Source organism: Rhodoferax sp. P1_F3, from assembly GCF_056405715.1.
Window position 1 is genome coordinate 139,795 of sequence record NZ_JBFUBO010000002.1, and the last position, 18,871, is coordinate 158,665.

Sequence of the window (18,871 nt, forward strand, 5' to 3'; positions counted from 1 at the left end):
CTGTAATTGGTTTTTGGAAAATGTAACAACTCTACTTCCCTAGCAGCCGAGCGATCAAACCACGCTTTTCTGCTGCTTCACTTGCAGAGACTATCAGCACGGAAATATTGTCCCGCCCACCATTGTCGTTGGCAGCATCGATCAACAAGCCCGCCTTTTGATCCAGACCGGAATCGCCAACGACAATTCTAGCGATTAGTTCATCGTCAACCATGTCGGACAAGCCGTCCGAGCACATCAAATACAGGTCGCCGGGCTCAACCACGTGCTCGTTGACGTCCAACATTACAACCTCTTCCACCCCAAGAGCCCGCGTCACCAAGTTTTTGATGGACGAGGTCGCCGCCTGCTCCTGGGTAATCAAGCCAGCATCAATTTGCTCTTGCAGGAGGGAATGGTCTTTGGTGATTTGGGTCAATTGCCCGCCACGCAGCCGGTAGCAACGGGAGTCACCGATGTGGCCGAGCAACAAGCGATCGTCGCGAAAAACCCCCACCACCAGGGTGGTTCCCATGCCCGAGTACGCAGCATTGGAATTGGCAGAATTGAAAATCGCCAGGTTAGCGTTGTCCACGCAAATTTCCATGGCACGGCGCACCTCCTTGGCCTGCGCTGTAGCACCGGCCTCCAGCAGCCAGCGGCTCAATTCTGATTTGATGAATGCAGTGGCCATACCGCTGGCGATCTCACCTGCGTTATATCCGCCCATGCCATCCGCCAGAACCGCGACCCGGGCAGACTCTTCGAAAGCGACAGAGTCTTCGTTGTTATCGCGAGCGCGACCAGGGTCCGTTTGCGCACAAAAGTGGTACATCATTGTTGTTTTAGATCTGAATATCCGTGTCAGCACCCGAGGCTGTTGGCCCGGGCGCTCCCGTCGCGGGCTGCGCAACCGTTTGATCGAAATTGCTTTGAGCCTTTGGGTTGGCAACCACAAACGCTTGCGTTTTTTCTTCCGCCCCTGCCGCCACAGCGACTGCAGGACGCGCTATTTCTGCTCTAGAGGAGTCCAGACCTCCAATTGCTTCACGCAAATCGGCCGCAAATTGGTCGCCGTCTTGGTAGCGCAACTCAGGACGCTTGCTCAGAGACAGGGCCACCACATTCGCCAGAGACACGGGCAAGTCTGGCCGCACAACACGTATGTCTGGCGCCTCTTCGTTGGCAATTTTGAACATCAGCTCAGCCATGGAGTCACCCCGGAAGGGCAACACACCCGTCAGCATTTGAAACAGCATGACGCCCAGCGAATACAAGTCGGATCGGCCATCCACTTTTTTGCCGGCCAACTGCTCGGGGGACATGAAACTGGGCGTGCCCAGCACCAACCCCGTTTTGGTCTTGCTGGAGTCGGTAATACGCGCAATGCCGAAGTCGGTGACCTTGACCGTATCCGTTTCGCGTTCATACATGATGTTGGCGGGCTTGATATCACGGTGCACCACCGACTGCTTGTGCGCATATGCCAGCGCCTCGGCGACTCGAGCCACCAAACTCAACACCAGCGGCACGGGCAACAAATTGTCACCCTTGCAAAACTCAACCAAGTCGCGCCCTTTGAGAAACTCCATGGCGATGTACGCCAGATCATGTTCTTCACCTGCATCGAAGATGGTCACGATGTTTTGATGTTGCAGGCGGCCAGCGGTCTCTGCCTCCCGGAAGAAACGCTCGCGGGCGTCCGTCAGTTCTTCGCCGGCAAACTCTTGGCTCAACGCCATAGTTTTGATGGCCACAACCCGACCGATCTTGGGATCCTTGCCCAAATACACCACGCCCATCGCACCCTTGCCAAGCTCTTTTTCCACCTGGTAACGACCCAGCATGGGCTTCTCGACAGCGCCACCATCCAACAGCATGGTGCCACCAGGATGGCCACCGCCTCCACCCAATATCACGGTTTCCGAGAGGTTTTTGGCGCGACTCAACTTGGTCTGAATGTCCTTGTAGTTCTTGTCGAACGCGGCCATGTGCTCGTAGACAGCCTCCGCTTTGTTGAACTGACGTTTGCGCTCAAAGTCCAGCGCCAAACTGTACAAATTGCCCATCACCGCCTCCGCCAAAGGCACTCGACGGAAACGGTCAAAAGCCATGTCCAACTGCCCCTGACCTTGCAGAGCCAGACCCATCATGCGATTGGTCTCTGCGGACTCTTCATCGGCCTTGACCTTGCCTGCTTCGGTGACCAGGAAACGCTTGGTAGTTAATGCCAAATGACCCAAGACCAACACAGTGGCAGGAAACACCAGCTTCAACCAAATGGCGGCAGCCGACAGCAGACCAAACTCCACGACCAACAAGGCGACAAACAAGCCCAAGGTCACCGCTGCGGCCGTGGCGGCCGACAAACGCGGCAAGCCTGCTATGACATAGACCACCACAACCAGGAAGGCCAGCAGGCTGATCCACACGCCCCAACTAGGCTGCACGATAAAGTGCTCATTCAAGATGCTCGACGTAATGTGGGCGATGGTCTCCGCCGGCGACAAGGCTGCGTTGCCAGGCACCGGAAATTGAACGCCCACGCCCGCAGCTGTGGCACCAATGATGACGATCTTGTCGGCATACTTGCTCGCAGGGATTTTCCCTGTCAGCACATCGTAGAAAGAATCCACTGCGAAGGCTAGCTTGCCATCCCGCCCCTTGTAAAACTGCGGCAACATCAATGCCGCTTCATCGGTTTTGACCTTCAGTTTGCCAATTTGGACCGAATCGCCGGGGTTGAGTTTCACGTCAGCGGGGGAGAGGTTCAAGCTCTTGAAGGCGGCCAACAGCGCCATGGAGGGCACGGCCTTGCCGTAGTAGTTCACCAGCAAGGGCTCTAAACGAACCGCACCATCCACGTCCGGAAACTGGTTCAAGTGCCCAATACCCGCGGCGGCATTGCCCACGCTTTCAATAGGCTGCTGCCCACGTACGGCGGGGATGGAAAACCCATTGGCATCATCCAGGGCACTTTTCAGCGCGTAAGGGGGAAGCGGGTTATCGGGTCGGCCTTGGGGTTCGCCCAGGGTGAACACTGACGGGATCAGCACGTTCCCAGCATTCTGCAGGCTGGTTGCCAATTTGGCATCAGTATCCAGCGCGGTTTCGGCCTCTGCGATCAGCTTCACTACCGATTCATTGGCTGCCGCCCCATCGGTAGGCGCGTCCAATGCGGCCTTCATCTTGCGGATGAAAACGAGACCCGGATCCACCTGGGGTTCAAAAAAGAACGCAGTGTGTACGATGGTCTTGGCTTTCGCCGCAGCCAGCGTGTCGATCAGCTTGGCATGGATGTCTCTGGGCCAGGGCCAGCGACCCAGGTTGGCGATGCTCTGGTCATCAATGGCAATGACCGCGATGCGGTCTGAGGGCTGCCGCGAGGTGCTGGTACTTGCGAAATCGTAAAAACGGCGTTCCAAAGTCCCAATGAAATCGGTGGACAGGTGCAGTACCACGGCCGCCACCACGATTGCCAATCCGGCAAGCCAGTCGGCGCGCCAGAATGATTGCGTCTTTGAAGAAGATTTCGCCAATTGCTACCTCCAACACATGCCTTATCGGCGCCCATTGATCTGCCCACACCCCCACCCGCCTCACAAGAGGAGGAGTCAAGGTAGGGACGTTAGCAGACGATCCCCGAGCCGACAAGGGACTTCTTCACCGGACTTCCCGCTTTTGCGACAAGTGGGAGTCCTCGGCGACAGGCGGGACTCGCTTAGACCGCAGAACGTGCCTTGCGCTTCTCCAGCGCCATGCCCAAACCCAGCACCAAACCGGCGCCCATAACCGCCGCGGCATAGTGCACCCAGCCATGGGTGACCATCCAACCGCTGAACGCACCGTCGCTGGCAATGGTTTCGCCACCTACCCAGCCAATCAGTGCGGCGCCCAGGGTGACGATCACCGGAAAACGCTCCATCAAGCGAATCATCAACGTGCTGCCGAAGATAACCAGTGGAATGCTGATAGCCAGCCCCAGGATCAGCAATAGCATGCTGCCCTTGGCGGCAGCCGCCACCGCGATGACGTTGTCCAGACTCATAACCAGATCAGCGATCAGAATCGTGCGCACCGCGGCCAGCATGCTTCCGGTGTTCTTGCCATGGCCTTCTTCGCCGTCATCGTCACTCATCAGCTGCACACCGATCCATAGCAACAAGATGCCACCGATGACCTGCAAAAAGGAGATCTCCAGCAACTTGGCAGCCACAACTGTCAGCGCGATCCGCAGCACTACGGCCGCACCGGAGCCGAAAAGCACCGCTTTTCTTTGCTGTTCAGGCGGCAGGGAGCGCGCCGCGAGGGCGATCACCACGGCGTTGTCACCGGACAAAATGATGTTGATCCAGACGATCTTGATCAGACCAATCCAGAAGTCAGCGCTCTGAAGAATTTCCATAATTGCACTCCACACTACAAACGAAAAAGTGCCCAGACACGAGGTGTGGGCACTTTGCTCTGAGAGGAAACCCCCTCGCTTCGGCTATCGAACCAACGCTGGAATTACAGCATGGCCTTGAGCAGCTTCGCCATTTCGGACGGATTGCGTGTCACTTTGAAGCCGCACTCTTCCATCACCGCCAACTTGGCATCGGCCGTATCGGCGCCACCAGAAATCAAGGCACCAGCGTGGCCCATGCGCTTTCCGGGAGGAGCCGTCACACCAGCGATGAAGCCGACGATGGGCTTCTTCATGTTCAGCTTGCACCAGCGGGCGGCTTCGGCTTCGTCCGGTCCGCCGATTTCACCAATCATGATGACAGCGTCGGTATCGGGATCGTCGTTGAACGCCTTCATGACATCGATGTGCTTCAAACCGTTGATGGGGTCGCCACCAATACCAACCGCGCTGGACTGGCCCAGACCGATTTCGGTCAGTTGTGCCACGGCTTCGTACGTCAGCGTGCCGGAGCGGCTAACCACACCGATACGACCCTTGCGGTGGATGTGGCCGGGCATGATGCCGATCTTGATTTCGTCAGGGGTGATCAAGCCAGGGCAATTGGGGCCCAGCAGCAGGGTTTTCTTGCCGCCGGCGGCTTCCTTGGCCTTCATCTTGTTGCGCACTTCCAGCATGTCGCGCACGGGAATGCCTTCGGTAATGCAGATCGCCAAGTCCAAATCGGCTTCCACAGCTTCCCAGATGGCGGCAGCGGCGCCAGCAGGTGGCACGTAAATCACCGACACGGTAGCACCGGTATCGCTGGCCGCTTCCTTGACGGAGGCGTAGATTGGGATATTGAAGATGGACTCGCCAGCCTTCTTCGGGTTCACACCAGCTACGAAACAGTTCTTGCCGTTCGCGTATTCCTGGCACTTCTCAGTGTGGAACTGACCGGTCTTGCCGGTAATACCCTGGGTGATGACTTTGGTGTCTTTGTTGATAAAGATCGACATGGTGTTTCCTTAGCGGGCTTTGACGGCTGCAACAACTTTTTCGGCCGCTTCGGCCATGCTGTCGGCGCTGATGATGGGCAGGCCGGACTCGGCCAGCATCTTTTTGCCCAGATCTTCGTTGGTGCCCTTCATGCGCACCACCAGCGGCACGGACAGGTTCACGGCCTTGCAGGCAGTGATCACGCCGGTGGCGATGGTGTCGCACTTCATGATGCCGCCGAAGATGTTGACCATGATGGCCTCGACCTTGGGGTTCTTCAACATGATCTTGAAGGCTTCGGTCACCTTCTCGGGGGTGGCACCGCCGCCCACGTCCAAAAAGTTTGCAGGCTCAGCGCCGTACAGCTTGATGGTGTCCATGGTAGCCATGGCCAGGCCAGCGCCGTTCACCAGGCAGCCAATGTTGCCATCCAAGCTGATGTAAGCCAGGTCGAACTTGGAAGCTTCCACTTCGGCCGCGTCTTCTTCGTCCAGATCGCGGTAAGCCACGATTTCGGGGTGGCGGAACAGCGCGTTAGGGTCAAAGTTGAACTTGGCGTCCAGAGCCATCAAATTGCCCTTGGAGTCGCAGTTCAGCGGGTTGATTTCCACCAAGGACGCATCGGTGTCCATGTAGCACTTGTAAATCTTGGCGAAGATGTCCACAGCCTGGTCGATGGAAGCGCCGGTCAGGCCAATGGCTGCGGCCACTTTTTTGCTCTGCTCGGTGGTGATGCCGGTCAGAGGATCGATCATTTCGGTCACGATCTTTTCAGGTGTGGAATGGGCCACTTCCTCGATGTCCATGCCACCTTCGCTCGACGCGATCAGGGCCACCTTCTGGGTCGCGCGGTCGGTCACCAGCGACACATACAGTTCATTCTTGATGTCAGCACCGTCTTCGATATAGAGGCGGCGGACTTTTTGGCCCTCAGGACCCGTTTGGTGTGTCTTTAGCTGCATGCCCAGGATTTCACTGGCCAGGCGTTTGACGTCGTCGATGGACTTGGCCACCTTCACGCCACCACCCTTGCCACGGCCACCGGCGTGGATCTGTGCCTTGACAACCCAGACGGGGCCACCAAGCTTCTGGGCGGCTTCCACCGCTTCTTGCACTGTGAAAGCGGGGATGCCGCGGGGCACCGGCACACCGAACTGGCGCAAGATTTCCTTGCCTTGGTACTCGTGAATCTTCATGACGTCTCTCTCTGGACTGGACAATTTTCACCATGCCGCAACATGAAATTGCGAGTGCATGGCACTGGACACATCAGCCTCCGACTGTATCATGGTGCGATGCACAATCCTTGTGCGAGGCTTACGGCTACTGTATACAGCCCAGCTTCTTGCTTCTGCAAATGCACTGATTTTCGACCTCTGACCATGAAAAAAATCTTTATCGATGGCGAAGCCGGCACCACCGGGCTGCAAATCCGGGAACGTCTGCAGACCATGCCGCAAATTGAATTGCTCAGCATTGATCCTGCCTTGCGCAAGGACCCGCAGGCCAAACGCGCCCTGGTCGCGCAAGCCGATCTGGTCGTGTTGTGTCTGCACGATGACGCTGCCTTCGAAACCGTGGCCATGGTCGATGGCCTGGAAAAGGAAACCGGACGCCCCGGTCCGCGCATCATCGACGCCTCCACCGCCCACCGCACTGCGGCCGGCTGGGTCTATGGTTTTCCCGAGTTGGCCGCTGGCCAACGCGACGCCGTGGTGAACGCCCGCCGCGTGAGCAACCCCGGCTGCTACGCCACCGGTGCCATTGCGCTGATCCGTCCGTTGGTGGATGCCGGTTTGCTGCCCCCTGACTTTCCCGTCTGCCTGCCTTCGGTGAGCGGCTATTCGGGCGGTGGACGCACCATGATTGAAGCTTATGAGCAAGGCAACGCCCCTCCGTACGAGCTGTACGCCCTGGGCCTGAAGCACAAGCACATCCCCGAAATCATGAAATTCACGGGCCTCACACGGCGTCCGCTGTTCGTGCCTTCGGTGGGCAACTTCAAGCAAGGCATGCTGGTGCAACTGCCGCTGCACCTGGACACCCTGCCCGGACAGCCCACCGCGCAAGACCTTCACAACGCGCTGGCCAAGCACTACGCCGGCAGCACATGGGTAACCGTAGAACCGGTCACACCCGACCTCAAGCTGGATGCAGTCGCGCTGGTCGACACCAACAAGCTGGAACTCCGCGTGTTTGCGAATGACGCTGCCAAAGACGGCTTTGCCCATGCGGTGCTGGTGGCCCGTCTGGACAACCTGGGCAAGGGTGCCAGCGGGGCAGCCGTGCAAAACCTGGAACTGATGCTCGGTCTGTAGAGCTTTACTCGTCGTCAGCGCCTGACACCACCTTGTGGATGGTGTCGCCGCCAAAACCGCGGCTGGCCAGAAACCGCATTTGTTTGCCGCGTTCGGCCGCATCTGCAGGCTGGCGGCCAAACTTTTTGCGCCAGATTTCCTTAGCTCGCTCCAGTTCGCTGGCACGCAGGGCGTTCACCGCCTCGGCCACGGCCTCCGGCTCCAGGCCCTTGGACTGCAGCTCCTGCTTGATGCGCGAAGCGCCTAGCTTGCCCGCCCGCCGGTGCACCACCGACTCCAGCACCCGCGCTTCGTTGATAAAGCCCTTGGCCTGCAAGGCGTCCAGCACCTTGGCCAGGGCGCCGGGTTCTTCTTCGTATTGCGCCAGCTTGCGCTCCAGCTCGACCCGGGAATGCTCCCGGGAGCTGAGCAGACGCAAAGCCCGGCCGGTCAGGGACAGCGCTGGCTTTGCTCCTGTATTCATAGCTGCTTGCACAATATCCACGGGGGCTAGAGACTGATTTACTCTATTTTCTCAGCTTTATCGGCCTTGTCCGCCTTTTTGGCCTTGGCCTTGACCTCAGACTCGGCCACGGGCAGCAAAGGGATGCCCAGGGATTCGCGCACCTTGTTTTCGATCTCCACCGACAACACGGGGTTCTCGCGCAGGAACTCGCGGGCGTTGTCACGGCCTTGGCCGATCTTCTCGCCCTGGTAGGCATACCAGGCGCCGGACTTTTCCAGAATACCGGCGGTCACACCCATGTCGATGATCTCGCCGTGGCGGCTGATGCCTTCGCCAAACAGGATGTCGAACTCGGCCGTCTTGAACGGAGGGCTGACCTTGTTCTTCACCACCTTCACTTTGGTCTCGTTGCCGATGGCGTCGTCACCCTTCTTGATGGTGCCGGTGCGACGGATGTCCAGACGTACGGATGCGTAGAACTTCAGCGCGTTGCCGCCGGTGGTGGTTTCGGGACTGCCGAACATCACGCCGATCTTCATGCGGATCTGGTTGATGAAGATGACCATGCAATTGGTCTTCTTGATGTGGGCGGTGAGCTTGCGCAGGGCCTGGCTCATCAAACGGGCTTGCAAACCGGGCAATGAATCGCCCATTTCGCCTTCCAGCTCGGCCTTGGGCGTCAAAGCCGCCACCGAGTCGACGACGATCAGGTCCACTGCGCCGGAACGCACCAAACTGTCCACAATTTCCAGAGCCTGTTCGCCAGTGTCGGGCTGGCTGATCAGCAGGTCTTGCAGGTTGACGCCCAGCTTTTGCGCATATTGGATGTCCAGCGCGTGCTCGGCGTCCACAAAGGCGCACTGGCCGCCTTGCTTTTGCATCTCGGCAATCACTTGCAAGGTCAACGTGGTTTTGCCGGAGGATTCCGGGCCGTAGATTTCGACCACGCGACCACGCGGCAGGCCGCCTACGCCCAGCGCAATGTCCAGTCCCAACGAGCCGGTGGACACGACCTGGATGTCCTCGATCACCTCGCCTTCGCCCAAACGCATGATGGTGCCCTTGCCGAATTGCTTTTCGATCTGGGCCAGGGCCACCTGCAAGGCCTTGGCTTTTTCAGCGTTGGCGCCATTCGTGTTGTTCGGGTTCTTGACGGGTGCGTCCATGAGAAATCTCCTTGAAAATCAATGGGTTGGTGCAGCACAGCCATCTGGTTTTAACAACAGGCTGGATGCTTGAACAGTAGTTTAAGCGCGCTTGTTGTATGGCGTAAATACATTTTTTAGTCAGTTTGCATTACCATTTGCTGGTGCCTGATTTCACCCCAGCCCGCAACGACACGTGGCGCCAGAACCACTTGGGCCATTGGCTGCGCCTGGCGCTGGAGCGCTTTGACGCCCGCGTGCTGGAACTCATGGCCGACCACCCCGGCGTCCCTCTGGGCCTGTCCAACCTGGCCGAGCGCGGGCAGGTGGGCGCGGCCCACATCCACATCACGCGGCACCTGGCAGTGGAGGGCTCGCGCCTGACCGACCTGGCCCAGCGCGCCGGCATAACCAAGCAAGCCATGGGCACCCTGGTGAACCAATGCGAGGCCTGGGGCATGGTGACGCGCGAAGACGACCCCGCCGACGCGCGTGCGCGCCGCGTGCAGTTCACCGCCACCGGCTTGGCCTGGCTAGGCGCCTACCAAGAGGCCGTGGCCCAGGCCGAAGACGAACTGCGCCAGGCCGTCAGCCCCGAGGTGGCTACCGTGGTGACGCTGGGCCTGGAGGCCTACAGCGGGCAATGACGTACGACTATGTTCTGCGTCAGGCTGTGGGCAGGGTGCCCGCCTAGAATGGCAAAAACATTGCAGTAACGCGCGGCCCAACGCGAGGAGACACCCCATGCGAATACTCATCGCCGAAGACGACCAGGTACTGGCCGATGGCCTGCTGCGCGCCCTGCGCAGCGCGGGCGCCGCGGTTGACCACGTGGCCAGCGGCACCGAAGCCGATGCTGCGCTGATGACCAACACCGAGTTCGACCTGCTGATCCTGGACCTGGGCCTGCCCAAGATGCACGGGCTGGAGGTTCTGAAGAAACTCCGCGCCCGCGGCTCCTCGCTGCCCGTGCTCATCCTCACCGCAGCGGACAGCGTGGACGAGCGCGTCAAAGGCCTGGACTACGGCGCCGACGATTACATGGCCAAACCCTTCAGCCTGCAGGAGCTGGAAGCCCGCGTACGCGCCCTGGTGCGCCGCGGCATGGGCGCCACCTCGGCCAGCATCAAGCACGGCCCGCTGACCTACGACCAGGCCGGCCGCGTCGCCACTATCGACGGCAAGATGGTGGAGCTGTCGGCCCGCGAGCTGGGCCTGCTGGAAGTCTTGCTGCAGCGTGCCGGCCGCCTGGTCAGCAAAGACCAACTGGTGGAGCGCCTGTGCGAATGGGGCGAAGAGGTGAGTAACAACGCCATCGAGGTCTACATCCACCGCCTGCGTAAGAAGATCGAAAAAGGCCCGATCCGCATTGCCACGGTGCGCGGCCTGGGCTACTGCCTCGAGAAGATTGCCCCGTAGCGGACGCCACGTCCCTTGAAAATCTTTCAGCGCGAGCAACGCAGCCTGTTCGGGGAGATCCTGGACTGGATGCTCACGCCGCTGTTGCTGCTGTGGCCCGTCAGCCTGGTGCTGACCTGGTTGGTGGCCCAGGGCATTGCGGGCAAGCCCTTTGACCGCGCGCTGGAATACAACGTGGGCGCGCTGGCCCAGCTCATCACCGTCAACAAAAATCACGCCCAGTTTGTGCTGCCGCTGCCCGCGCGCGAACTGCTGCGTGCCGACGATGCGGACACTGTGTACTACCAGGTGCTGGGGGCCAATGGCGAATTCCTCAGTGGCGAGAAAGACCTGCCCCTGCCGCCCGACGACGAGCGGCTGCCGCCCGGCGAAGTGCGCATGCGCGATGCCGAGTTCAAGGGCCTGGACCTCAAGGTCGCCTACATGTGGGTCAAGCTGGACCTGGCCGAGGGCCGGCCCGCACTGGTGCAGGTGGCCGAGACTATGGAGAAGCGCTCGGTGCTGGCCACCGAAATCGTCAAAGGCGTGATGCTGCCGCAGTTCGTCATCTTGCCGCTGGCCGTGCTGCTGGTCTGGCTGGCGCTGGTGCAGGCCATCAAGCCGCTCAACAGCCTGGAAGAGCGCATCCGCGCGCGCAGCCCCGACGACTTGAGCCCACTGGACGTGGAGGCCGTGCCGCTGGAGGTGGTGCCCCTGGTGTCCTCGGTGAACGACTTGCTGATGCGGCTCAAGGATTCGATCTCTACGCAAAAACGCTTTCTGGCCGACGCTGCGCACCAGCTCAAGACCCCGCTGGCGGGGCTGCGCATGCAGGCCGACCTGGCCCAGCGCGAAGGCGCGAATGCCGAAGACCTGAAGCAATCGCTGCGGCAGATCGGCCGCTCCAGCATCCGCGCCACCCACACCGTGAACCAGCTGCTGGCCCTGGCGCGCGCCGAGAGCAGCGGCGCCGTGCTCAGCCACCAGCCCTGCGACCTGGCACGCCTGACCATGGACGTGGTGCGCGACTGCGTGCCGCGCGCGATGGACAAACACATCGACCTGGGTTTTGAAGGCGTGCAGCCCGGCACCGAGGGCGCCACACTTCAAGGTAACCCCACGCTGCTCAAGGAGATGGTGCGCAACCTGGTGGACAACGCCATCAACTACACGCCGTCCACCGCCGAAAAGCCCGGTGTGATCACGGCCCGTGTGCTAGTGGATCCGTTCAGCAAGGCGCTGGTGCTGCAGGTGGAAGACTCAGGTCCCGGCATTCCGGCCGCCGAGCGCGAGCTGGTGTTCCAGCCCTTTTACCGGGCGCTGGGCAACGAGGCCGATGGCTCAGGCCTGGGCCTGCCCATCGTGCTGGAGATTGCGCGCCAGCACCATGCCACGATTTCGCTGGAGGACGCCAAGCCCGGCGCCGCCATGCCGGGTGCCAGCTTCACGCTGCGCTTCCAGCACACCCTGCACGCGACCTAAAACCGCTTCACCTGCCGGTTCAGCTGCAGGTCTTGAGTGACTTGCCGGCCAAAGCCGGTTTGACCTCACCCAGCTTGGCCCGGATAGATTCCGACACCGCGGGCAGCTTGAGCAGAGACACCGTGGCCTCCTCACGCTCCTGCACCACCTTGGCGGTACGAATGCCCTTGGGCGCTAGCTTGGCCAGCTCTGCCATCGCTTCGGCCTGCGTGTCAAAGCCCCCCAGCGACAGACCGATCTCGAGCGTGGGGTTGTTCACGGCTTCGGTCTTGATGTCCATGCCCGCCAGCTCGGTGCGCTTTTTAGCCAGCAGCTCGGGGGTGGCGTACTTGCCCATGTAGATGATCCAGCGGGCGGCTTCCTTGCCGGGCTCCAGCTGCCAGCTGCCGGCGGGCAGGCTGGCGGCCTCCAGCGCCGTGCGCAGGGCACTGGCCTGGGCCTCGTCAAAGGGGCCAGCCTGCAGGCATTCCTTGGGCGCCAGATCGGCCTGCACCTGGGCCTCGACACGCTTGAGCTCGCCTGTGCTCAGCAACTGGATGGCTTCGGGCTTGATTTGCTGGGACAGGCGCTGTGGCTCGTTGGGCGGCACCGGCGCAAAGCCGTAGGCACGCAACAGGCCATTGCTCCAGGCGAAAAACAGGCCATTGGCCAGCAGCAACATCAAAACAAGCAAGCGCAGCATAGGGTCAGGTCAGAAAGGGGCAGCGGGCGCGGGTCGCACACTGACCTCCGCGCTACTAATTTTGATCAATCCATTCTCAGTATGCACCAGCAGGGCGCCGCTGGCGTCCACCCCGCGGGCGATGCCGGTGGCGCCATCACTGCACACCACAGCCTGGCCATAGAGCAGGTCACGCGCATGGTAAGCGGCGCGCAGCGGACCAAATCCCTCGCCAGCAAAGTGCTGCACCGCCTGCGCCAGGGGTGGCACCACGCGGCCCAATACCTCGGGCGCATCCACACCGGGCAGCAGCTCGTGCAGGGCCGCAGGTGGGGTGCGCAGGTCAGCCGCGTCGCGCGGGGCGATGTTGATGCCGATGCCAATCACCGCGTAGCGCATCTCGCCCACGCTGGCAGTCTCGATCAGGATGCCGGCCAGCTTACGCTGCTCCAGCCACACATCGTTGGGCCACTTCAGGCGCAGGTCCGGGTGCAGGCTGTGGACCACCGACAGACCCACGGCCAGCGACAGGCCCGACCAGTCCGTCGGTGCCAAGGGCACGCCCAGCGAAAAGGTCAGCGTGCCGCCCAGCCCCTGGGTGTCACTCTTCCAGTCACGGCCCAGGCGGCCGCGGCCAGCCGTCTGGCGCTCGGCCACCAGCAGGATGGGGTCCAGCTGGCCCGCGCGGGCGCGGCGCATGAGTTCGGTGTTGGTGGAGTCAATCTCGGGCAGGATCTCGACCGAGAAGGTCGGCCACAGCGGGCTGACGGCCTCCCAGATCGCCTCAGCCCGCCAGAGCAAGGTCACTTCTTCCCGCGCTTGGGGGCCAAGAGGGTGCCCCGGCAGGTCTTGGCGCCGCACCAGCAGGGATACTCTGCCTTGAGCTTCTTGGTATAGGGCTCGTCGATGATCAGGCCGTAGTCGTAGTTCAGCTCTTCGCCAGCTTTGATATTGCGCAGCGCCTTGATGAACACGCGGCCGTTTTCCTCGTCGGCATCGCAATTGCCGTCGCAGGAATGGTTGATCCAGCGTGAGGAGTTGCCGCCAAACAGCGCGTCGATCACGTTGCCGTCTTCCAGCGAGAAGTAGAACGTGTGGTTGGGGTCCTTGGGGTCATGCGGGTGGCGGCGCTGGGCCTCCTTCCAGCTGATGATCTGGCCCACGTACTCGATGATGGTTTCACCCTCGGCAATGTCCTGCACCGCGAACACCCCCTTGCCATGCACCCCGGAGCGACGGGTCTGGATACGCCGGTTGCCAGCGGGGGCCGAGGAATTCACTGGGTTTTTTGCCACGGATCGAAAATTTGGTATGGTGAATCGTATGGGCGCGCATGTGTGCGTGCCTGCGTGTGCAAGTGCGCGCCTGCGCGCACGCGAGAACTGGATTGTAGTCAGATGAAAAACGACGTTTTCTATAAAACTTTGGTTATTGCCGAAAAGCCGTCGGTCGCCCAAGACATCGTGCGGGCGCTCACGCCCACGGCGGGCAAGTTCGAGAAACACGACGAATACTTCGAGAGCGACACCTACGTCGTCTCCAGCGCCGTGGGCCACTTGGTAGAGATCCAGGCCCCTGAGGAATTTGACGTGAAACGCGGCAAGTGGAGCTTCGCCCACCTGCCCGTGATTCCGCCGCACTTTGACCTCAAGCCCGTGGACAAAACCAAGACGCGCCTGAACGCCGTGGTCAAGCTGGCCAAGCGCAAGGACGTGGACAAACTGGTGAACGCCTGTGACGCGGGCCGCGAGGGAGAACTGATCTTTCGCCTGATCGAGCAATACGCCGGGGGCGCCAAGCCACTGGGCAAGCCGGTCAGCCGGCTGTGGCTGCAGTCGATGACGCCGCAAGCCATCCGCGACGGCTTTGACCACCTGCGCACCAATGCGCAAATGCAACCGCTGGCGGACGCCGCCCGCTGCCGCTCCGAGGCCGACTGGCTGGTGGGCATCAACGGCACACGCGCCATGACCGCCTTCAACAGCCGCGACGGTGGCTTCTTCCTGACCACCGTGGGCCGCGTGCAAACGCCTACGCTGTCGGTGGTGGTGGAACGCGAAGAGCTGATTCGCAAGTTTGTGAGCCGCGACTACTGGGAAGTGCACGCGTCCTTCCACGCCGAGGCAGGTGACTACGCCGCCAAGTGGTTCAACCCCGCGCACAAAAAAGACGCCGACGACGCCGAGAAAAAGGCTGACCGCGTTTGGAGCCAGCGTGAAGCGCAGACCATTGCCGACGCCGTGCGCGGCCAGCAAGCCACGGTCACCGAAGAAAGCAAGCCCACCACACAAGCGTCGCCGCTGCTGTTTGATTTGACGTCTTTGCAACGCGAGGCCAACGGCAAGTTTGGCTTCTCGGCCAAGACCACACTGTCCATCGCCCAAAGCCTGTACGAGCGTCACAAGGCCCTGACCTACCCGCGTACCGATTCGCGCAACCTGCCCGAAGACTATGTGGCCGTGGTCAAAGACACCATGGGCATGCTGGCCGACAGCGGCATGAAGCACCTGGCGCCCTTTGCAGCCCAGGCCGTCAAGGGCGGCTATGTGAAGCCCACCAAGCGCGTGTTCGACAACGCCAAGGTGTCGGATCACTTTGCCATCATCCCCACGCTGCAGGCGCCCAGTGGCCTGAGCGAGGCCGAGCAGAAGATTTATGACCTGGTGGTGCGCCGCTTCATGGCCATCTTCTTCCCCAGTGCCGAATACCAAGTCACCACGCGCATCACCACGGCCGTGGGCCATTCCTTCAAGACCGAAGGCAAAGTGTTGGTCAAACCGGGCTGGCTAGCCATCTATGGCAAGGAAGCCGCCGCCGAAGTGGAAGACGCCAAGGAAGGCGACAAAGGCCAGAACCTGGTGCCCGTGGCGCCCGGCGAAAAGGTCAAGGGCGACCCCGTGGACCCCAAGGGTCTGAAAACCAAGCCCCCCGCACGCTACTCTGAAGCCACCTTGCTGGGCGCCATGGAAAACGCGGGCAAGACCGTGGACGACGACGAGCTGCGCGAGGCTATGGGCGAAAAAGGCCTGGGCACACCTGCCACCCGCTCCAGCATCATCGAAGGATTGATTGCCGAGAAGTACATGCTGCGCGAAGGCCGCGAGCTGATCCCCACCGCCAAGGCTTTCCAGCTCATGACGCTACTGCGCGGCCTGGGGGTGGAGGAACTCTCCAAGGCCGAGTTGACTGGCGAGTGGGAATACAAGCTGGCGCAGATGGAGCAGGGCAAACTGCGCCGCGAGACCTTCATGGCCGAGATTGCCGCCATGACCGAACGCATGGTCAAGAAGGCCAAGGAATACGACCGCGACACCATCCCCGGCGACTACGCCACACTGGAGGCACCATGCCCCAACTGCGGTGGCATCGTCAAGGAAAACTACCGCCGCTACACCTGTACCGGCAAGACCGGCACCGAAGAGGGCTGCGGCTTCTCGTTTGGCAAGTCACCCGCCGGGCGCACCTTTGAGCCTGCCGAAGTTGAGCAATTCCTGCGCGACAAACACATTGGTCCGCTGGACGGTTTCCGCTCCAAGGCCGGTTGGCCCTTCACGGCCGAGATGGTCATCAAGTTCGATGACGAGACCAAGAACTACAAGCTGGAGTTTGACTTTGGCGACGACAAGGCCGGCGAAGAGAGTGGTGAGTTGATCGACTTCAACGGCCAGCAATCGCTGGGCGTGTGCCCCAAGTGCGGCGGCAATGTGTTCGAGCATGGCAAGAACTATGTGTGCGACAAGTCGGTGCCCACCATGGCCCAGCCCACACCCACGTGTGATTTCAAGAGCGGCCAGATCATCCTGCAGCAGCCCATTGAGCGCGAGCAGATGCAAAAGCTGCTGGCCACCGGCAAGACCGACCTGCTGGACAAGTTTGTTTCCATGCGCACGCGTCGCGCCTTCAAGGCCATGCTGGCGTGGGACGCTGAAGCCGGCAAGGTGAACTTCGAATTTGCACCCAGCAAGTTCCCGCCGCGCAAGCCCGCCTACAAGGCAGCGGCTAAAACCACATCTGCTACAAAAACAGGAGCTACTCGCGCAGCATCCACGGGGACTGTAGCCAAAAAAGCACCTGCAAAGAAAGCTGCAACGGCCAAAACCGCCAAGCCCAAGGCCCCCCGCAAGACCACGGCCGCCAGCGGCAAGCTGCCCAGCGCCGAACTCGCCGCAGTGATTGGCGCCGAACCCGTGGCGCGCACCGAAGTCATCAAGAAGCTGTGGGACTACATCAAGGCCAACGGCCTGCAGGACGCCACCAACAAGCGCGCCATCAACGCCGATGCCAAGCTGCTCAAAGTATTTGGCAAGGAACAGGTGACCATGTTTGAACTGGCTGGCATTGCGGGCAAACACCTGAGTTAGCGGGGGTGTCACAGGCACGTCATCGTGCGAAATTAAGCTTTAACCGCCGTCGCCATGACGGCGTTTTTTATTGCTTTCTGGAATCCGCATGACGATCGCCGCCGAATGGAACGATACCGATCGTTTCTGGAACGAAACACCTTTTCGTTCGTATTTGTTCAACGCATTTTCTCTACTGCTGCCTTCGGGTGAACAATTCATCATCGAGACCGTAGAGGCCGCGGCGCAGTCCGCCTTCTGCAACGCAGCCCTCCAAAATGAGGCCATGCGCTTTGTGCGCGAAGAAAAGGCACATCAGCGCGCCCACCACGTCTACAACCAACGACTTGCGGCCCAAGGCTACGACGTAAGCACCTTGGAAGAGCGCATTGCACAGGCGCTGCAAAAATTTCAACGCACACTCTCCCCTGCGGAGTGCCTGTGCCTGACTGCTGCATTTGAATACCTGACAACCCTGGTGTCCCGGCAGGCGCTGCAAAAGACCACGTGGCTGAGCCGCGAGCAGTCCGTGCAAAGCAGCATGTGGCAATGGCACTGCGCGGAGGAAATAGCGCACCACCATGTGGCGCTGGACCTGCTGGCGGCCCGACGCGTAGGCTATTGGATGCGTGTGGGCTTGTACCTGGTGGCATCGCTCGTGCTGTTGTCTGACATAGCGCGACATATGGCCAGCTTTTACCGCAGCGACCGCCAAGCCGGCCGCGTCAAACGCGGTGCGTTTTGGACCTCTGCCGCTGCGTTCGTGCTGACCAACGGTGTGGGCTTGTTGCAGTTGGGTGGGGGGTGGCTTCGGTATTTCCTGGCCTTGCCCACACCTCGCACCGCCAAGGCTGCGCCACCCCTGAACGTGCGCTTTCTGCGCCCCCAGGACATTGCGCAACTCATGGCCCTGGAGCGCAAAAAGTGGGACCAAGAACAAGCAGCCAGCGAGAATGACATTTACCAACGCATGGCAGCACACCCCCAGCTGTGCATAGGCGCTTTCTCTACCGACACCGGAGAAGCACTGGCATCGCTGTTCATGAAACCCATTACCTTTGAACAACTGCTCGAGGCCCGCACCTGGGCCGACTGTGCCAAGCCCCAAGGCGCTGCAGCGGCGCATCCATCCCAAGCCTTGTTTGGCATCAGCCTGAGCAGTACGGATTCGACTGCAGTGGAGGCTTTGTTTGAGTTCTTCTGGCCCTTTGCACTCAAAGGGGGATGGCGCCACATCTATTTGGGCTCGCCCGTTCCGGGCTTGGCCAGGTGGCAACAGGCCAACCCGGAGCAGCCTGCGCACACCTATGTGTTCGCCACCCGTCATGGTCAGCCACGTGACCCGCAGTTGCGCTACTACTGGGGCAAGGGGTTCAAACACATCATGGCCTGCAAACCCAACTACTTCCCCCATGAAGCATCGTTGGACTACGGTGCCGTCATTCGGGGGCGCATTCCACTGTCGACCCTGGCACCTCTGTGGAAGCGATTGCCATTGCCTTGGCTGCAGGGCTTCAGGCGCCTGTTGTTCCTAGTGCTGTGAGCCGCGCCACGACAGCAGCCCCCGCACCGCATGGCAAGATTGGCCCAGCTACGCCTTTCTGATAGCCGTTGCTGTCAATGTGGCTCTCATATTTCATGTTTCGCACACCGGTTGGCGAATTCCCCTGGTAGTCATTCAAGCCTTTCTTTGGATGGGATGCCAGGAGGCCAAGCACCT

The 18,871-nt window shown here is 60.7% G+C and carries 16 protein-coding genes; 6 read left to right on the plus strand and 10 right to left on the minus strand.

Going from position 1 to position 18,871, the window contains the following annotated elements:
* Nucleotides 1–31: 31 nt before the first annotated feature.
* The 5 genes from AC1DZ5_RS03285 to sucC form a co-directional block, all read right to left on the minus strand.
* Nucleotides 32–817, minus strand: coding sequence for a Stp1/IreP family PP2C-type Ser/Thr phosphatase (locus tag AC1DZ5_RS03285; protein WP_310343311.1), 786 nt, complete (start codon nt 815–817; stop codon nt 32–34).
* 7 nt (nt 818–824) lie between these two features.
* Entirely contained in the window at nt 825–3,518 is a 2,694-nt protein-coding gene (locus tag AC1DZ5_RS03290) for a CHASE2 domain-containing serine/threonine-protein kinase (protein ID WP_477886019.1), read from the minus strand.
* A 182-nt stretch (nt 3,519–3,700) separates the two neighbouring features.
* Nucleotides 3,701–4,384, minus strand: a complete 684-nt coding sequence (locus AC1DZ5_RS03295) for a TerC family protein (protein WP_477886021.1) — start codon at nt 4,382–4,384, stop codon at nt 3,701–3,703.
* 104 nt (nt 4,385–4,488) lie between these two features.
* Nucleotides 4,489–5,382 (minus strand): succinate--CoA ligase subunit alpha, encoded by an 894-nt coding sequence (sucD, locus tag AC1DZ5_RS03300; RefSeq protein ID WP_094481373.1) that lies wholly within the window; start codon nt 5,380–5,382, stop codon nt 4,489–4,491.
* A 9-nt stretch (nt 5,383–5,391) separates the two neighbouring features.
* Nucleotides 5,392–6,558: an ADP-forming succinate--CoA ligase subunit beta gene (sucC, locus tag AC1DZ5_RS03305; RefSeq protein ID WP_310343323.1), complete on the minus strand. Its 1,167-nt coding sequence runs from the start codon at nt 6,556–6,558 to the stop codon at nt 5,392–5,394.
* 186 nt (nt 6,559–6,744) lie between these two features.
* On the opposite strand from sucC, the gene argC reads away from it, so the two are divergent.
* Nucleotides 6,745–7,680, plus strand: coding sequence for an N-acetyl-gamma-glutamyl-phosphate reductase (argC, locus tag AC1DZ5_RS03310; protein WP_477886024.1), 936 nt, complete (start codon nt 6,745–6,747; stop codon nt 7,678–7,680).
* A gap of 4 nt (nt 7,681–7,684) precedes the next feature.
* On the opposite strand, the gene recX is transcribed toward argC, so the two are convergent.
* Nucleotides 7,685–8,143: a recombination regulator RecX gene (recX, locus tag AC1DZ5_RS03315; protein ID WP_477886026.1), complete on the minus strand. Its 459-nt coding sequence runs from the start codon at nt 8,141–8,143 to the stop codon at nt 7,685–7,687.
* Between the two features lie 38 nt (nt 8,144–8,181).
* Nucleotides 8,182–9,291 (minus strand): recombinase RecA, encoded by a 1,110-nt coding sequence (gene recA / locus AC1DZ5_RS03320; protein WP_477886028.1) that lies wholly within the window; start codon nt 9,289–9,291, stop codon nt 8,182–8,184.
* 143 nt (nt 9,292–9,434) lie between these two features.
* Here recA and AC1DZ5_RS03325 point away from each other — a divergent pair, with 143 nt between their 5' ends.
* From AC1DZ5_RS03325 to AC1DZ5_RS03335, 3 genes are all read left to right on the plus strand, one after another.
* Nucleotides 9,435–9,917: a MarR family winged helix-turn-helix transcriptional regulator gene (locus tag AC1DZ5_RS03325; protein ID WP_477886030.1), complete on the plus strand. Its 483-nt coding sequence runs from the start codon at nt 9,435–9,437 to the stop codon at nt 9,915–9,917.
* Nucleotides 9,918–10,014: 97 nt separating this feature from the next.
* Nucleotides 10,015–10,689, plus strand: coding sequence for a response regulator (locus AC1DZ5_RS03330; protein ID WP_094481361.1), 675 nt, complete (start codon nt 10,015–10,017; stop codon nt 10,687–10,689).
* Between the two features lie 15 nt (nt 10,690–10,704).
* Nucleotides 10,705–12,150 (plus strand): sensor histidine kinase N-terminal domain-containing protein, encoded by a 1,446-nt coding sequence (locus AC1DZ5_RS03335; RefSeq protein ID WP_477886033.1) that lies wholly within the window; start codon nt 10,705–10,707, stop codon nt 12,148–12,150.
* A gap of 19 nt (nt 12,151–12,169) precedes the next feature.
* Here AC1DZ5_RS03335 and AC1DZ5_RS03340 read toward each other — a convergent pair whose 3' ends face one another.
* Genes AC1DZ5_RS03340 through AC1DZ5_RS03350 form a run of 3 tightly spaced genes read right to left on the minus strand, consistent with a single transcriptional unit; the run spans nt 12,170 to nt 14,091 of the window.
* Nucleotides 12,170–12,832 carry an SPOR domain-containing protein gene (locus tag AC1DZ5_RS03340; RefSeq protein WP_477886035.1) on the minus strand — a complete coding sequence of 221 codons (663 nt, stop codon included), beginning with the start codon at nt 12,830–12,832 and terminating at the stop codon, nt 12,170–12,172.
* A 9-nt stretch (nt 12,833–12,841) separates the two neighbouring features.
* Nucleotides 12,842–13,618, minus strand: a complete 777-nt coding sequence (locus AC1DZ5_RS03345; protein ID WP_477886037.1) for a biotin--[acetyl-CoA-carboxylase] ligase — start codon at nt 13,616–13,618, stop codon at nt 12,842–12,844.
* Nucleotides 13,615–14,091 carry an SET domain-containing protein gene (locus AC1DZ5_RS03350; RefSeq protein WP_477886039.1) on the minus strand — a complete coding sequence of 159 codons (477 nt, stop codon included), beginning with the start codon at nt 14,089–14,091 and terminating at the stop codon, nt 13,615–13,617. The genes AC1DZ5_RS03345 and AC1DZ5_RS03350 overlap by 4 nt, the downstream gene beginning before the upstream one ends.
* Nucleotides 14,092–14,208: 117 nt before the next feature.
* On the opposite strand from AC1DZ5_RS03350, the gene AC1DZ5_RS03355 reads away from it, so the two are divergent.
* Nucleotides 14,209–17,172 carry a DNA topoisomerase III gene (locus tag AC1DZ5_RS03355; protein WP_477886041.1) on the plus strand — a complete coding sequence of 988 codons (2,964 nt, stop codon included), beginning with the start codon at nt 14,209–14,211 and terminating at the stop codon, nt 17,170–17,172.
* Nucleotides 17,173–17,260: 88 nt separating this feature from the next.
* Nucleotides 17,261–18,694 carry a metal-dependent hydrolase gene (locus AC1DZ5_RS03360; protein WP_477886043.1) on the plus strand — a complete coding sequence of 478 codons (1,434 nt, stop codon included), beginning with the start codon at nt 17,261–17,263 and terminating at the stop codon, nt 18,692–18,694.
* Nucleotides 18,695–18,871: the final 177 nt, after the last annotated feature.